Genomic DNA, 15,339 nt, shown 5'->3' on the forward strand with positions numbered 1-15,339 from the left:
GATTTCAGGTTAAACGTCCTGTGGAGGCAGCAAATGAACACCCGTGGATTGCTCGATCAACTACTCAAGTCCGGCCAGGACCTGCTGCAGAACAAGGTCGGTGGCTCACAGCCAAAGGGCGCGAGCGCTGGCACCGGTGCCCTCGGCGGTTTGCTTTCCGGCGCGAGCGGCGGGGCATTGGCAGCAGGCGCCATGGGCTTGCTGCTCGGCAGCAAGAAGGCCCGCAAGGTGGGCGGCAAGGTTGCGGTCTACGGCGGCCTCGCCGCGTTGGGCGTGCTGGCCTACAAGGCCTACGGCAACTGGCAGGCCCAGCAGGGCATTGCGCCAGAAACTGAACCGCAAACCCTCGACCGCTTGCCTGCCGCGCAAGTCGAGCAGCACAGCCAGGCGATTCTCAAGGCGCTGGTGGCCGCGGCCAAGGCTGATGGGCATGTCGACGAACGTGAGCGCGCACTGATCGAGGGCGAGTTCGTCAAGCTCGACAATGACCAGGAGCTGCAACACTGGCTGCATGCCGAACTCAACAAACCGCTGGACCCCGCCGACGTCGCCCGTGCCGCGCGTACGCCGGAGACTGCCGCCGAGATGTACATCGCGAGTGTGATGATGGTCGACGAGGAGAACTTCATGGAGAAGTCCTACCTGGATGAACTGGCACGGCAACTCAAGCTGGAACCGGGGTTGAAGGCTGAACTGGAGAAGCAGGTTCGCCAGGCTTCGATGTAATTGTGGGAGCTGGCTTGCCAGCGAAGGCGGTCATTCAGTCAGTAATCGGTTGTCTGACACGACGCTTTCGCTGGCAAACCAGCTCCCACAGGTCCTCGTTTTCAGCCACGGCACATCCCTAATGGTCGATCCATCGCCCGATTCTACCCAATCACCCCTAACACCCCTTCCCTCAATTAGCGGACAGTCCCCTCCAGAGCCCATCCCGCCTTTTTTCAACGGGATGAGAAGTGGCGTGCATCCGTCTTATAAATGAAACACCGCCCTCGGCTATACTCCCCGCATTTCGAATCAGGCCTGAGGATTGACTGTGAAGAACTGGACATTGCGCCAACGCATTTTGGCGAGTTTTGCGGTCATTATCGCCATCATGCTGCTGATGGTGGTCGTCTCGTATTCGCGGTTGTTGAAGATCGAAAGCAGCGAAGCCAGCGTTCGTGAGGATGCTCTGCCCGGGTTGTATTACAGCTCGATGATCCGCGGCGCCTGGTCCGACAGTTATTTGCGGATGATGGGGATGCTGGGGCTGGAGCATGGACAGGGCTTCACCGACAAGGATGCGTCGGACTTCAAGGATTTTTCCGCGCGTCTGCAAGAGCAGATGGAGCTTTATCGTGAAACGATCACAACGGATGAGGACAGGGTCGAGTACGCCGCGTTTGAAATCATCCACAAGGATTACCACCGGATCCTGCTTTCCGTTGCCGAGTTGCATAAACGCAACCAGGACGCCGAAGCCATCAAGATGTTCAACGAAGAACTGACCCCGGCCTGGACGGCTGGTCGAATGAAGCTCAGTGAAATTCTGCATCATAATAAATCGGTGGCAGACCAGGATGTTGCGGCCATCGATGATGCGGTGCTCACAGCAAAAACCATCATGGGCATTTCCCTGCTGGTGGCGGTACTGGCTGCCGGTCTATGCGGTCTGTTGTTGATGCGCGCGATCATGGCGCCGATGAACCGTATCGTGCAGATCCTCGAAGTCATGCGTACGGGCGATCTCAGCCGCCGTCTCAACCTGGAGCGCAAGGACGAATTCGGTGCGGTGGAGACCGGTTTCAACGACATGATGGCCGAGCTCACTTCACTGGTGTCCCAGGCACAGCGCTCATCGGTGCAGGTGACCACGTCGGTCACCGAGATCGCCGCCACCTCCAAGCAGCAGCAGGCCACTGCCACGGAAACCGCCGCCACCACCACGGAAATCGGCGCGACCTCCCGTGAAATCGCCGCCACCTCCCGGGATCTGGTGCGCACCATGACCGAGGTCTCCACCGCCGCCGATCAGGCTTCCGTGGCCGCCGGCTCCGGGCAGCAGGGCCTGGCGCGCATGGAGGAAACCATGCACTCGGTGATGGGCGCTGCCGACCTGGTCAATGCCAAGCTGGCGATCCTCAACGAGAAGGCCGGCAACATCAATCAGGTGGTGGTGACCATCGTCAAGGTGGCCGACCAGACCAACCTGTTGTCGCTCAACGCCGCCATCGAGGCCGAGAAGGCCGGTGAGTACGGGCGCGGTTTTGCCGTGGTCGCCACCGAAGTACGGCGCCTGGCGGACCAGACGGCGGTGGCCACCTACGACATCGAGCAAATGGTGCGCGAGATCCAGTCAGCGGTCTCGGCCGGGGTCATGGGCATGGACAAGTTTTCCGAAGAAGTGCGTCGCGGCATGTCCGAGGTACAGCAGGTCGGCGAGCAATTGTCTCAGATCATCCATCAGGTCCAGGCGCTGGCGCCGCGGGTGCTGATGGTCAACGAAGGGATGCAGGCCCAGGCTACCGGTGCCGAGCAGATCAACCATGCGCTGGTGCAGTTGGGTGATGCCAGCAGCCAGACAGTCGAGTCTCTGCGCCAGGCCAGTTTCGCCATCGATGAACTGAGCCAGGTGGCCGTCGGGCTGCGCAGCGGCGTTTCGCGATTCAAAGTCTGATGAGCGAAATCACGGCCAAGCGCTCTGCCGTGAAGCAGGCGCTGCATGCATTGTTTCTGGTGTTTCGCATCGGCAGCGAGCGCTATGCCTTGAAGGCTGTCGAAGTGGCTGAAGTGCTGCCGCGCCTGCCCTTGAAGCCCATTGCCCATGCCCCCGAGTGGGTCGCCGGGGTGTTCGCCTATCGGGGTGCCGTGGTGCCGGTGATCGACTTGAGTGCACTGACGTTTGGCGCGCCGGCACAGGCCCGTACCAGCACCCGGCTGGTGTTGGTCAACTACCGCCCGGATGAAGCAGGCGAGACACAACTGCTCGGGCTGATTCTGGAGCAGGCGACCGACACCTTGCGCTGCGATCCTTCGGACTTCCAGCCCTACGGCCTGGACAATCGCCAGGCGCCTTACCTGGGACCGGTGCGCAAGGACGAGCAAGGCTTGCTGCAATGGGTACGGGTCAGTGATCTGCTGAACGATCAGGTGCGCGCCTTGTTGTTTCCTTCGCCGCCAATGGATCCGGTGTTGCTGGAGGTGCGGCGATGAGCAGCGATCAGCGTTTTTTCGACTTCCTCAAGGAGCGTATCGGACTCGACGTGACCTCGGTGGGGCCGGCCATCATCGAGCGGGCGGTGCGCCAGCGCAGCGTGGCTGCGCAAGCAGCCTCGGCCGATGAGTATTGGCATGCCTTGCAGGGCTCACGGGACGAGCAGCAGGCATTGATCGAAGCGGTGATCGTTCCGGAAACCTGGTTCTTCCGGTATCCGGAATCCTTCGCCACCCTGGCGAAACTGGCGAACAAGCGTCTGGGCGAAATCAACAACCTGCGCGCACTGCGGATTCTCAGCCTGCCGTGTTCCACCGGTGAAGAGCCGTACTCAATCGCCATGGCGTTGCTCGATGCCGGACTCAAGCCGCACCAGTTCAAGGTCGACGGCATGGACGTCAGTCCGTTGTCGGTGGATAAAGCCAGGCGAGCCTTGTACGGCAAGAATTCCTTTCGGGGCGACGACATTGCATATCGCGACCGCCATTTCATTGCCGAAGGCGACGGCTATCGCCTGGACCCGCGCGTGCAGGAACAGGTGCGCTTGCAGGTCGGCAATCTGCTGGACCCGGCCTTGCTGGCCGGTGAACCGCCATTCGACTTCGTGTTTTGTCGCAACCTGCTGATCTATTTCGACCAGCCGACCCAGAAGCAAGTCTTTGAAGTGCTCAAGCGCCTGACCCACGATGACGGCGTGCTGTTTATCGGCCCGGCCGAAGGCAGTCTGCTGGGGCGTTTGGGGATGCGCTCGATCGGTATCGCGCAGTCCTTCGCCTTCAGTCGACAAGGGGCTGCGGAGCCTGAACCCCTGCCGACATTCGTTCCAACCCCCTTGCCTGTGCCGCAACCGTTGCGCAATCGACCAACAGCGCCGGTGCGCAGCCGTCCGTTCGCCGGTGTTGTGCCACTGGCGCCTGTGCCGAAAACCACTGGCACCGATACAGCCGTGCTGCTGGCGAACATCGCAGGGCTGGCCAACGAAGGCAAAAGCGCCGAGGCAAAGGCCGCGTGTGACAGCTATTTGCGCAGTCATGAACCGGTAGCCCAGGTGTTCTATTGGCTGGGCCTGCTCAGCGATGTAGCGGGAAATGTCCTGGAAGCCCAGGGCTTTTATCGCAAGGCGTTGTACCTCGAACCGCAACATCCCGAAGCGTTGATGCACCTGGCCGCCTTGCTGCAGGCTCAAGGTGACGCGGCGGGGGCCAGACGATTGCAGGAACGTGCCGCCCGCAGCGCACGCGCCGCCGACAGTGAGCGTAAACGATGATCGCCTCCGACACCTTAAGCGTCACCCGGGATGCCCAGGCCATCGACGATTGCTGGAACCGCATCGGTATCCACGGCGACAAGTCCTGCCCGTTGCTGGCCGAACATATTCATTGTCGCAATTGTGCGGTGTATTCGGCCGCTGCGACGCGTCTGCTCGATCGTTATGCCTTGCAGCAGCAAGAGCGCGGGCCAGTGTCCGTCGCGCTCGAGAGTGAGGTGAAAACCCGCTCGTTGTTGATGTTCCGTCTGGGGGAGGAGTGGTTGGGCCTGGCCACGCGCAGCTTGGTGGAAGTGTCGCCGTTGCAGGCGATTCACTCTTTGCCGCACCAACGCTCCCGGGCCTTGCTCGGCGTGGCGAATGTGCGCGGCGCGCTGGTCGCCTGCCTGTCGCTGGTGGAGCTGCTCGGGCTCGACGGCACCGGCAATGTGGCACCGGGTGCGCGAGTCATGCCGCGCATGCTGATCATCGCGGCCCACGGCGGGCCGGTGGTGGTGCCGGTGGACGAAGTCGACGGGATTCACGCCATCGACGAGCATGTCCTCGATAGCGCATCGCGCTCGGGGGCCCAGGCCAGCGCCAGATACACCCGTGGCGTATTGCAATTCAAAGGTCGCAGCCTGCGTTGGCTGGATGAAGAACAGCTGTTGTCCGCCGTGACCCGGAGCCTCACATGACCCCCGAGCAAATGCGCGACGCCTCTTTGCTGGAGCTGTTCAGCCTGGAGGCCGAAGCCCAGACCCAGGTCTTGAGTGCCGGCCTGCTGGCGCTTGAGCGCGATCCGACCCTGGCCGATCAGCTTGAATCGTGCATGCGTGCGGCGCACTCGCTCAAGGGCGCGGCGCGGATCGTGGGCGTCGATGCCGGGGTCAGCGTCGCCCACGTCATGGAGGATTGCCTGGTCAGTGCCCAGGAAGGACGCCTGTTGCTGCGCCCCGAACACATCGATGCGTTGCTGCAAGGCACCGATCTGCTGATGCGCATCGCCACGCCGGGCAATAACCCGCAGGCCTCGGACATTGAGGCTTACGTATCCTTGATGGCACGCTTGCTGGATCCGACAGCGCCGCTGGTTGCGCCTGCCGAACCGGTCATGGCCGAATCGATTATCGCCGAGCTCATGCTCGAAGCACCTGCCCCCAAGGTCGAGCCGCCGACGTCTGTCGTCGAACCGCCTCCGGCACCAGCCCCGCGCAAGACCAAGCGCACTACCGAAAATGGCGAACGTGTGTTGCGCGTCACCGCCGAGCGCCTGAACAGCCTGCTTGATCTGTCCAGTAAATCCCTGGTGGAAACCCAGCGCCTGAAGCCGCACCTGGCGACCATGCAGCGACTTAAGCGCATGCAGAGCAACAGCCTGCGAGCGCTGGAGAATCTCAATGTTCATCTCAAGGATCACGCCTTGAGCCTGGAAGCCCAGGAGGCCCTTGAGGATGCGCGGCGCTTGCTCGCGCAATCCCAGCAATTGCTCATGGAAAAGAACGCCGAACTCGATGAGTTCGCCTGGCAGGCCAGCCAGCGGGCGCAGGTGTTGTACGACACGGCGCTGGCTTGCCGCATGCGGCCCTTTGCCGATGTGTTGACCGGGCAGGTGCGCATGGTCCGTGATCTGGGGCGCGACCTGGGCAAACAGGTGCGACTGGAGATTGAAGGCGAGAAGACTCAGGTCGATCGCGACGTGCTGGAAAAGCTCGAGGCGCCGCTGACTCACCTGTTGCGCAACGCGGTCGATCACGGCATCGAACTTCCGGAACAACGCCTGCTGGCCGGCAAGCCGGCGGAAGGTTTGATTCGCCTGCGAGCGTCGCATCAGGCCGGTTTGCTGGTGCTTGAATTGAGCGATGACGGTAACGGCGTGGACCTGGAGAAAGTCCGTCGCAGTATCGTTGAACGAAATCTGTCCCCCGCAGAAACCGCCGCGCAGTTGAGCGAAGAAGAACTGCTGACGTTCCTGTTCCTGCCCGGTTTCAGTCTGCGCGACAGGGTCACCGAGGTGTCCGGTCGTGGCGTCGGCCTGGATGCGGTGCAGCACATGGTCCGGCAGTTGCGCGGTGCGGTGGTGCTGGAGCAGACGGCGGGCGAGGGCAGTCGCTTCCATCTTGAAGTGCCGTTGACCCTGTCGGTGGTGCGCAGCCTGGTGGTGGAAGTCGGCGACGAGGCCTATGCCTTTCCGCTGGCGCACATTGAGCGCATGTGTGATCTGGAGCCGGCGGACATCGTGCAGGTCGAAGGTCGCCAGCATTTCTGGCACGAAGGCCGGCATGTCGGGCTGGTGGCGGCCAGTCAGTTGCTGCATCGCCCGGCCAGCCAGAACAGCGGGCAAACCCTGAAAGTCGTGGTGATTCGCGAGCGCGATGCGATCTACGGCGTGGCCGTGGAGCGGTTTATCGGTGAGCGGACATTGGTGGTACTGCCGCTGGATGAACGTCTGGGCAAGGTGCAGGACATTTCCGCCGGGGCCCTGCTCGACGACGGCTCGGTGGTGCTGATCGTCGACGTCGAAGACATGCTGCGTTCGGTGGAAAAACTGCTCAACACCGGGCGCCTGGAACGCATCGCCCGCCACAGCAACCAGGTGGTCGAGGCGGCCCGCAAACGAATTCTGGTGGTGGACGATTCCCTGACCGTGCGAGAGTTGCAGCGCAAGCTGTTGCTCAATCGCGGATACGACGTGGCGGTTGCGGTAGACGGCATGGACGGCTGGAACGCGTTGCGTTCGGAGGATTTCGATCTGCTGATCACCGACATCGATATGCCGCGCATGGACGGCATCGAACTGGTTACGTTGCTGCGTCGGGACAATCGCCTGCAATCGCTGCCGGTGATGGTGGTGTCCTACAAGGATCGTGAGGAGGACCGGCGCCGTGGACTGGATGCCGGCGCCGACTATTATCTAGCCAAGGCCAGTTTTCATGACGACGCCTTGCTCGATGCAGTGGTCGAGCTCATCGGAGGAGCGCGGGCATGAGGATCGCAATCGTCAACGACATGCCCATGGCGGTGGAGGCCCTGCGCCGCGCCCTGGCATTCGAGCCGACACATGAGGTGGTCTGGGTCGCCGGCAATGGCGCCGAAGCGGTGCGCCTGTGCGCGCAGGACACACCGGACCTGATCCTGATGGACCTGATCATGCCGGTGATGGATGGCGTCGAGGCCACGCGGCGGATCATGGCCGAGAGCCCGTGCGCCATTGTCATCGTCACCGTGGATCGCCAGCAGAACGTGCACCGGGTGTTCGAGGCCATGGGCCACGGTGCACTGGACGTGGTCGACACCCCGACCGTCGGCGCCGGCAATGCCCAGGACGCGGCTGCGCCGTTGTTGCGCAAGATCATGAACATCGGCTGGCTGATCGGCGACAAGGGCAATCGCCCGCGCCCGGCGCCGGCACCGTTGCGCAGTTCTGGCTCGCGCCAGAGCCTGATCGCCATTGGCTCATCCGCCGGTGGGCCGGCGGCGCTGGAAGTCTTGCTCAAGGGCCTGCCGCGTGATTTCTCTCCGGCCATCGTGCTGGTGCAGCACGTTGACCAGGTGTTTGCCGCCGGCATGGCTGAATGGCTCGGCAGTGCCAGCGGCCTCAACGTGCGCCTGGCCGAGGAAGGCGAGCCGCCGCAAAGCGGCACGGTATTGCTGGCCGGCACCAATCACCATATTCGCTTGCTGAAAAACGGCACGCTGGCCTACACCGCCGAACCGGTCAACGAGATCTACCGGCCCTCCATCGATGTGTTCTTCGAGAGCGTGGCCAGTTACTGGAACGGTGACGCCGTGGGGGTTTTACTCACCGGTATGGGGCGTGATGGCGCCCAGGGGCTTAAACTCATGCGCCAACAGGGCTACCTGACCATCGCACAAGACCAGGGCAGCAGTGCGGTGTACGGCATGCCGAAGGCGGCCGCAGCCATCGACGCTGCCGTGGAGATTCGCCCGCTGGACAAGATAGCGCCACGATTGCTGGAGATTTTCGCCAAATGAGCACTTTTTTCCTCATTCCTGGCTCAGGTAGTACTCAGGTGACCGCACATGAATGAATTACAGCTCGATGACTTCAAGACCGACGAAAACGCCGCCATGGTGTTGCTGGTGGACGATCAGGCCATGATCGGCGAAGCCGTGCGCCGGGGCCTGGCGAACGAAGAGAACATCGATTTCCACTTCTGCGCCGATCCACACCAGGCCATCGCCCACGCGGTGCGCATCAAGCCGACGGTCATCCTGCAGGATCTGGTCATGCCCGGCCTTGACGGCCTGAGCCTGGTGCGCGAATACCGCAATCACCCGGCGACCAAGGACATTCCGATCATCGTCCTGTCGACCAAGGAAGACCCGCTGATCAAGAGCGCGGCCTTCGCGGCCGGGGCCAACGATTACCTGGTCAAGCTACCGGACAACATCGAACTGGTCGCGCGCATCCGCTATCACTCACGGTCCTACATGACCCTGCTGCAACGGGACGCGGCCTACCGCGCGTTGCGGGTCAGCCAGCAGCAACTGCTCGACACCAACCTGGTCCTGCAACGCCTGATGAACTCTGATGGCCTGACCGGGTTGTCGAACCGTCGGCACTTCGACGAGTACATGGAACTGGAGTGGCGCCGCTCGCTGCGTGAGCAGAGCCAGTTGTCGTTGCTGATGATCGATGTCGACTACTTCAAGACCTACAACGACAGTTTCGGCCACCTGGAAGGCGATGAAGCCCTGCGCAAGGTCGCCACGGCGATCAAGGAGGCCAGTGCCCGCCCTTCGGACCTGCCGGCCCGCTACGGAGGCGAAGAATTTGCCCTGGTGCTGCCCAATACCTCCCAGGGCGGCGCGCGGCTTGTCGCCGAGAAGCTGCGCCAGACCGTGGCAGCCCTGAAGATCCCGCATAACTCGCCAACCGAAGGGTCGAGCCTGACCATCAGCATCGGCCTGTCGACCATCACCCCGAAAGCGGGCAGCAACTGCCGCGACCTGATCCTGGCGGCGGACAAGGGGCTGTATTTGGCGAAGAACAATGGGCGTAATCAGGTGGGAATCGGCTGAACACCACGCCCCCGTAGGAGCGAGCCTGCTCGCGATGGTCGTTAACGATGACGATGGCTATCTGAATAAACGCGGTGCCTGAGCGTTTCTCGCGAGCAAGCTCGCTCCTACAGGGACTTGGCATTTCGGCCAAGCGGACTGCCGTTTTCGGCTGTTTCCCGGTATACTCGCCGGCTTTCAAAAGTTCGCCAACGAGTGCTGCCCGTCATGGAAATCAACCCGATCCTGAACACCATCAAGGACCTGTCCGAGCGCTCCGAAACCATTCGGGGGTATCTTTGACTACGATCAAAAGCATGAGCGTCTGACCGAAGTCAATCGCGAGCTTGAAGATCCGAGTGTCTGGAACAAGCCTGAATACGCCCAGGAGTTGGGCCGCGAGCGCGCTGCGCTGGCGCAGATCGTCGATACCCTGGACGAACTGAACACCGGTCTGGCCGATTGCCGCGACCTGCTGGACATGGCTGTCGAAGAAAACGACGAAGGCGCAGTGGACGATGTCGTCGCCGAGCTGGCCCGTCTCGAGGAAAGTCTGGCCAAGCTGGAATTCCGTCGCATGTTCAGCCACGAAATGGACCCGAACAACGCCTACCTGGACATCCAGGCCGGTTCCGGCGGCACCGAAGCCCAGGACTGGGCCAACATCCTGCTGCGCATGTACCTGCGCTGGGCCGACAAGCGCGGTTTCGACGCGACCATCATGGAACTGTCCGCCGGTGAAGTCGCCGGGATCAAGGGCGCGACCGTGCACATCAAGGGCGAGTATGCGTTTGGCTGGTTGCGTACCGAGATCGGCGTGCACCGTCTGGTGCGCAAGAGCCCGTTCGACTCCGGCAACCGTCGCCACACCTCGTTTTCCGCGGTGTTCGTCTCGCCAGAGATCGATGACAAGGTGGAAATCGAAATCAACCCGGCAGACTTGCGGATCGACACCTATCGTTCCTCGGGTGCCGGTGGTCAGCACGTAAACACCACCGACTCGGCCGTACGTATCACCCACGTACCGACCAACACCGTGGTCAGCTGCCAGAACGAACGTTCCCAGCACGCCAACAAGGACACCGCCATGAAAATGCTGCGGGCCAAGTTGTACGAGCAGGAAATGCAGAAACGCAACGCGGCGTCCCAGGCGCTGGAAGACACCAAGTCCGATATCGGCTGGGGTCATCAGATCCGTTCGTACGTGCTCGATGCCTCGCGGATCAAGGATCTGCGCACCAACATCGAACGCAGCGACTGTGACAAGGTGCTCGATGGCGACATCGACGAATACCTGGAAGCGAGCCTGAAGTCCGGGCTGTAAGTTACTGACACACCGCGATCCCCTGTAGGAGCCGGCTTGCCGGCGATCCCCGGCCGCAGGCCGGGGAAAACGAACCAGATGGAATATTTAAAGACATGAGCGACCTAGAACTCGACCCGCAAGCCCTGCAACAGGAAGAAAACTCCCTGATCGCCCTGCGCAAGGAAAAGCTTGCTGCCGAGCGCGCCAAGGGCAATGCCTTCCCGAATGACTTCCGCCGCGAAAACTACTGCGATGCACTGCAGAAACAGTACGCGGACAAGACCAAGGAAGAGCTGGCAGAGGCTGCGATCCCGGTCAAGGTTGCCGGTCGTATCATGCTCAACCGTGGCTCGTTCATGGTGATCCAGGACATGACCGGTCGTATCCAGGTCTACGTCAATCGCAAGACCCTGTCCGAAGAAACCCTGGCCGCGGTGAAAACCTGGGACATGGGCGACATCATTGCCGCCGAAGGCACCCTGGCCCGTTCCGGCAAAGGTGACCTGTACGTTGAAATGACCAGCGTGCGCCTGCTGACCAAATCCCTGCGTCCGCTGCCGGACAAGCACCACGGCCTGACCGACACCGAACAGCGCTACCGCCAGCGCTACGTTGACCTGATCGTCAACGAAGACGTGCGCCAGACGTTCCGCGTGCGTTCGCAAGTCATCGCCCACATCCGCAGCTTCCTGATGAAGCGTGATTTCCTGGAAGTGGAAACGCCGATGCTGCAGACCATTCCGGGCGGCGCGGCAGCCAAGCCGTTCGAAACCCACCACAACGCGCTGGACATGGAAATGTTCTTGCGCATTGCACCGGAGTTGTACCTCAAGCGGCTTGTTGTTGGCGGGTTCGAGAAGGTGTTCGAGATCAACCGCAACTTCCGTAACGAAGGCGTTTCGACTCGTCACAACCCTGAATTCACCATGTTGGAGTTCTACCAGGCCTACGCCGACTACGAAGACAACATGGACCTGACCGAAGAACTGTTCCGTGAACTGGCGCAGCTGGTTCTGGGCAGCACCGACGTGCCGTACGGCGACAAGGTGTTTCACTTCGGCGAGCCGTTCGTGCGCCTGTCGGTGTTCGACTCGATCCTCAAGTACAACCCCGAGCTGACCGCCGACGACCTGAACGACATCGACAAGGCTCGCGCCATCGCCAAGAAAGCCGGCGCCAAGGTGCTGGGCTTCGAAGGCCTGGGCAAGCTGCAGGTGATGATTTTCGAAGAGCTGGTCGAGCACAAGCTGGAACAGCCGCACTTCATTACCCAGTACCCGTTCGAAGTGTCGCCGCTGGCCCGTCGTAACGACGACAACCCGAACGTCACCGACCGATTCGAGCTGTTCATCGGTGGTCGTGAAATCGCCAACGCCTACTCCGAGTTGAACGACGCGGAAGACCAGGCCGAGCGTTTCATGGCCCAGGTGGCCGACAAGGACGCCGGCGACGACGAAGCCATGCACTACGACGCCGACTTCGTGCGTGCGCTCGAGTACGGCATGCCGCCAACGGCGGGTGAAGGCATCGGTATCGACCGTCTGGTGATGCTGCTGACCAACTCCCCGTCGATCCGCGACGTGATCCTGTTCCCGCACATGCGGCCGCAAGCGTAAGTGTTTCAATTAAAAAAGCCGCCTTTTCAGGCGGCTTTTTTATTGCCTGTCTGGTACAAACGTATCAACTTGTTACTTTCATCTGAGAGGAAATACCTGTCGTGATTCGTGCAATGGCTCAAGAAGGTGCAGCGGGTATCGCCACTGCGGTCGCTGAAAGTGTTCAGTACCAGGGTCGCAAGGCCAGCCGACAGGGCAGTGAGCAGCGTCGACAGGACATTCTCGACGCTGCGATGCGCATTGTCGTGCGCGACGGCGTGCGCGCCGTACGGCACCGTGCGGTGGCCGCCGAGGCGCAGGTGCCGTTGTCGGCAACCACTTACTATTTCAAGGATATCGATGACCTGCTCACCGATACCTTCGCCCAATACGTGGAGCGCAGTGCCGCGTACATGGGCAAGCTGTGGGTGAACAACGAGGGCCTGCTGCGTGACATGATCGCCAGTGGCGATGGCAGCCCGCAGGCGCGCTCGAAACTGGCGGACGATATTGCACGGCTGATGACCGATTACGTTCACCGGCAACTGATCAATCGCCGCGAACACCTGATGGCCGAGCAGGCGTTCCGCCAAGAGGCGTTGCTTAACCCGCGCCTGGCCGAACTGGTGCGTTCGCATCAGCAAATCCTGTTGCAGGGCTCTTGCCAGCTGTTCCAGGTGCTGGGCTCGCGGGAGCCGCATCAGGATGCCAAGGTGTTGACGGCGATTATCGGCCGGATGGAATATCAGGGCCTGCTCAACGTAGACGAGCCTGCCGCCGAAGAGGAAATGCTCGGCATCCTGACGCGCTACATGCACCTGGTGCTGGCGTCGGAGTAGTCCCGGCTGGTGCTTTCCCCTGTGGGAGCGAGCTTGCTCGCGATAGCGGTTTACCATTCAACATTAATGTTGTCTGACACACCGTCATCGCGAGCAAGCTCGCTCCCACAGGGGAATGTGTCGACCTTAGGGCGGTGTGTATTCATAGGGAGTATTGAATGAAAGCCTGGCGTGTCGTTGTGATCGCCTTGTCGTTCTTGCTGCTCAGTGGCTGTCTGGTGTCCTTCAAGGAGCCGCTGCCTGCAAGCGACCCCGCGCCCAAAGGATTACTCGGCAAATGGACCAGCACCAATGCCTGGGGCGAAGCGCTCAACCTCGAACTGACCCGCATCGGCGACAACCGCTATCAGGCCGTCAGCTATTACCGGGCCAGGCCCGGGGCGCGGGAGGCCTATCCTTTCACAGTGTCGCGTCATGGCAGCCGCTGGTACCTGTCGGCAAAGGTGCCGGCGCAGTTCGGCGGGCATTTCACCCTCGGCGGTTTTGAGCTGACCGACAAACATGAGTTGGTGGTCTACAACCTCGACCTCGAACAGATCAACCAGGCCATCAAGCAGAACGCCCTGAGCGGTGAAAGCTTCCAGACCAGCGATGGTGATGGCGTATTGATCGACAGCCACATGAATCAAGTCACCGCCTACCTCGACGACCCGGCCAATTCCGATGTGTTCGTCGAAGCGGTGCGCTATCAGCGCCAGGCCAAAGCCAAGTAAGCAGCACCCACAGGTTTCTACAGGAGTTTCGCGTGGACGATTACCAACAGTCGATACGCATTTTGTCCGATCGCATCGTGCTGGCACAGACGCCGATCCGCGTACTCGATGCGGTCAAATGGGACGACAACATTCGCAAGGGCTTCCTCAAGGCCAAGGGCAAGGAAATGCCGGCGGTGGACCGCGACTACTACCTCAACCGGCCGCTGGCGTTCGACTCCAGCAAAGTGAAGCTGGAGTTCCAGAACATCGAGCGCGACATCACCCGCCAGCTCGGCCAGTTCAACCCTGTCGGCCAGATCATGCGGCGCATGTGCAAGGAGTACCGCATGGTGGTGCGCATGCTCGAAGCGCGCGGCACCGAGGATTTCGGTCTGATTTCACAGGAGTTGTACGGCGCCGCGTCCGACGCATTCCATGCCGGCGACCCGACCCTGTCCGACCTGGGCATGATGCTGTCCGAATACCTGAACAACATCGACGGCCGTGGCGACCTCAAGGACGAACCGAAGACGCTGACGGCCAAGGATGCGGTCGACCTGTTGCAGCACCGGTTGAACAAGGTGTTTGGCGAAGCCGAGGAAACCATCCGGGTGTTCGAGTCCGACGGCATCGTCGCCGATGCGGCGGCCGGCGCCGACTACATCAAGATCCGCTCCGACGCGATGTTCAACCAGCGCGATGTGCGCGCCCTGGAGGTCCATGAAGGGCTGGTGCACGTCGGCACCACGCTCAACGGCCTGAACCAGCCGATTTGCACCTTCCTCGCCAAAGGCCCGCCTTCGTCGACAGTCACCCAGGAAGGTCTGGCGATCCTGATGGAAATCATCACCTTCGCCTCGTACCCGAGCCGTCTGCGCAAACTGACCAACCGTACGCGTGCGATTCACATGGTGGAAGAGGGCGCGGATTTCCTGCAGGTGTTCGAGTTCTTCCGTGAGCAAGGCTTCGAGATGCCCGAGAGCTACAGCAACGCCAGCCGCGTGTTCCGCGGCTCGGTGCCGACAGGTCTGCCATTTACCAAAGACTTGTCCTACCTCAAGGGCTTCATCATGATTTACAACTACATTCAACTGGCCGTGCGCAAAGGCAAGCTGGAGCAGATACCGCTGTTGTTCTGCGGCAAGACCACCCTAGAAGACATGCGTACCTTGCGCCAGTTGGTGGATGAAGGGCTGGTGGTGCCGCCCAAGTACCTGCCGGAACAGTTCCGCGACATGAACGCGTTGTCGGCGTGGATGTGCTTCTCGAACTTCTTGAACCACTTGAGCCTGGACCGGATCGAGGCGGATTACTCCAATATCCTGTGAACAATGAATTCCCCTGTGGGAGCGAGCTTGCTCGCGATAGCGGTCTCACATTCAACACTTCTGTTGTCTGATACACCGCCATCGCGAGCAAGCTCGCTCCCACAGGTGA

General features: G+C 61.3%; 13 protein-coding genes. All 13 read left to right on the top strand.

Annotated elements, in window-relative coordinates; genetic code table 11:
• Positions 1-33: 33 nt before the first annotated feature.
• The 13 genes from KW841_RS12745 to KW841_RS12805 all read left to right on the top strand — a co-directional run bounded on the left by KW841_RS12745 (position 34) and on the right by KW841_RS12805 (position 15,230).
• Entirely contained in the window at positions 34-726 is a 693-nt protein-coding gene (locus KW841_RS12745; protein ID WP_218476436.1) for a tellurite resistance TerB family protein, read from the top strand.
• A gap of 310 nt (positions 727-1,036) precedes the next feature.
• A complete protein-coding gene (locus KW841_RS12750) occupies positions 1,037-2,659 on the top strand; it encodes a methyl-accepting chemotaxis protein (RefSeq protein ID WP_218476438.1) in 1,623 nt (540 codons plus the stop codon).
• A complete protein-coding gene (locus KW841_RS12755; protein ID WP_218476440.1) occupies positions 2,659-3,195 on the top strand; it encodes a chemotaxis protein CheW in 537 nt (178 codons plus the stop codon). Before KW841_RS12750 ends, KW841_RS12755 begins: the two co-directional genes overlap by 1 nt.
• Entirely contained in the window at positions 3,192-4,463 is a 1,272-nt protein-coding gene (locus tag KW841_RS12760; RefSeq protein ID WP_218476442.1) for a protein-glutamate O-methyltransferase CheR, read from the top strand. The genes KW841_RS12755 and KW841_RS12760 overlap by 4 nt, the downstream gene beginning before the upstream one ends.
• On the top strand, positions 4,460-5,140 hold the full coding sequence (locus tag KW841_RS12765) for a chemotaxis protein CheW (protein ID WP_218476443.1): 681 nt from the start codon (positions 4,460-4,462) through the stop codon (positions 5,138-5,140). Before KW841_RS12760 ends, KW841_RS12765 begins: the two co-directional genes overlap by 4 nt.
• Positions 5,137-7,431 carry a hybrid sensor histidine kinase/response regulator gene (locus KW841_RS12770; RefSeq protein WP_218476445.1) on the top strand — a complete coding sequence of 765 codons (2,295 nt, stop codon included), beginning with the start codon at positions 5,137-5,139 and terminating at the stop codon, positions 7,429-7,431. Before KW841_RS12765 ends, KW841_RS12770 begins: the two co-directional genes overlap by 4 nt.
• A complete protein-coding gene (locus KW841_RS12775) occupies positions 7,428-8,438 on the top strand; it encodes a chemotaxis response regulator protein-glutamate methylesterase (RefSeq protein WP_218476447.1) in 1,011 nt (336 codons plus the stop codon). Before KW841_RS12770 ends, KW841_RS12775 begins: the two co-directional genes overlap by 4 nt.
• Before the next feature lie 48 nt (positions 8,439-8,486).
• Positions 8,487-9,488 (top strand): PleD family two-component system response regulator, encoded by a 1,002-nt coding sequence (locus KW841_RS12780; RefSeq protein ID WP_218476449.1) that lies wholly within the window; start codon positions 8,487-8,489, stop codon positions 9,486-9,488.
• Positions 9,489-9,695: 207 nt separating this feature from the next.
• Positions 9,696-10,791, top strand: a protein-coding gene (prfB, locus tag KW841_RS12785) for a peptide chain release factor 2 (RefSeq protein ID WP_095965010.1) whose coding sequence is annotated in 2 segments (ribosomal slippage) — positions 9,696-9,767 and positions 9,769-10,791 — 1,095 coding nt in all. Because the reading frame shifts where the segments join, the coding sequence is not laid out codon by codon here.
• A gap of 95 nt (positions 10,792-10,886) precedes the next feature.
• Positions 10,887-12,389: a lysine--tRNA ligase gene (gene lysS / locus KW841_RS12790; protein ID WP_150732066.1), complete on the top strand. Its 1,503-nt coding sequence runs from the start codon at positions 10,887-10,889 to the stop codon at positions 12,387-12,389.
• A gap of 113 nt (positions 12,390-12,502) precedes the next feature.
• Positions 12,503-13,207, top strand: coding sequence for a TetR/AcrR family transcriptional regulator (locus KW841_RS12795; RefSeq protein ID WP_081500975.1), 705 nt, complete (start codon positions 12,503-12,505; stop codon positions 13,205-13,207).
• 158 nt (positions 13,208-13,365) lie between these two features.
• Positions 13,366-13,920: a hypothetical protein gene (locus KW841_RS12800; RefSeq protein ID WP_218476451.1), complete on the top strand. Its 555-nt coding sequence runs from the start codon at positions 13,366-13,368 to the stop codon at positions 13,918-13,920.
• A 32-nt stretch (positions 13,921-13,952) separates the two neighbouring features.
• Positions 13,953-15,230, top strand: a complete 1,278-nt coding sequence (locus KW841_RS12805) for a flavohemoglobin expression-modulating QEGLA motif protein (RefSeq protein ID WP_007975033.1) — start codon at positions 13,953-13,955, stop codon at positions 15,228-15,230.
• The last annotated feature ends 109 nt before the right edge of the window (positions 15,231-15,339 follow it).

The organism is Pseudomonas sp. PDM28, assembly GCF_019219115.1.
Taxonomy (GTDB): domain Bacteria; phylum Pseudomonadota; class Gammaproteobacteria; order Pseudomonadales; family Pseudomonadaceae; genus Aquipseudomonas; species Aquipseudomonas laurylsulfatiphila.

Excerpts from the sequence above, each read along its gene's own strand:
- KW841_RS12765 (WP_218476443.1), top strand. The coding sequence starts at position 4,460 with ATGATCGCCTCCGACACCTTAAGCGTCACCCGGGATGCCCAGGCCATC.
- KW841_RS12775 (WP_218476447.1), top strand. The coding sequence starts at position 7,428 with ATGAGGATCGCAATCGTCAACGACATGCCCATGGCGGTGGAGGCCCTG.
- lysS (WP_150732066.1), top strand. The coding sequence starts at position 10,887 with ATGAGCGACCTAGAACTCGACCCGCAAGCCCTGCAACAGGAAGAAAAC.
- KW841_RS12760 (WP_218476442.1), top strand. The coding sequence starts at position 3,192 with ATGAGCAGCGATCAGCGTTTTTTCGACTTCCTCAAGGAGCGTATCGGA.
- KW841_RS12745 (WP_218476436.1), top strand. The coding sequence starts at position 34 with ATGAACACCCGTGGATTGCTCGATCAACTACTCAAGTCCGGCCAGGAC.
- KW841_RS12795 (WP_081500975.1), top strand. The coding sequence starts at position 12,503 with ATGGCTCAAGAAGGTGCAGCGGGTATCGCCACTGCGGTCGCTGAAAGT.
- KW841_RS12800 (WP_218476451.1), top strand. The coding sequence starts at position 13,366 with ATGAAAGCCTGGCGTGTCGTTGTGATCGCCTTGTCGTTCTTGCTGCTC.
- KW841_RS12770 (WP_218476445.1), top strand. The coding sequence starts at position 5,137 with ATGACCCCCGAGCAAATGCGCGACGCCTCTTTGCTGGAGCTGTTCAGC.
- KW841_RS12780 (WP_218476449.1), top strand. The coding sequence starts at position 8,487 with ATGAATGAATTACAGCTCGATGACTTCAAGACCGACGAAAACGCCGCC.
- KW841_RS12755 (WP_218476440.1), top strand. The coding sequence starts at position 2,659 with ATGAGCGAAATCACGGCCAAGCGCTCTGCCGTGAAGCAGGCGCTGCAT.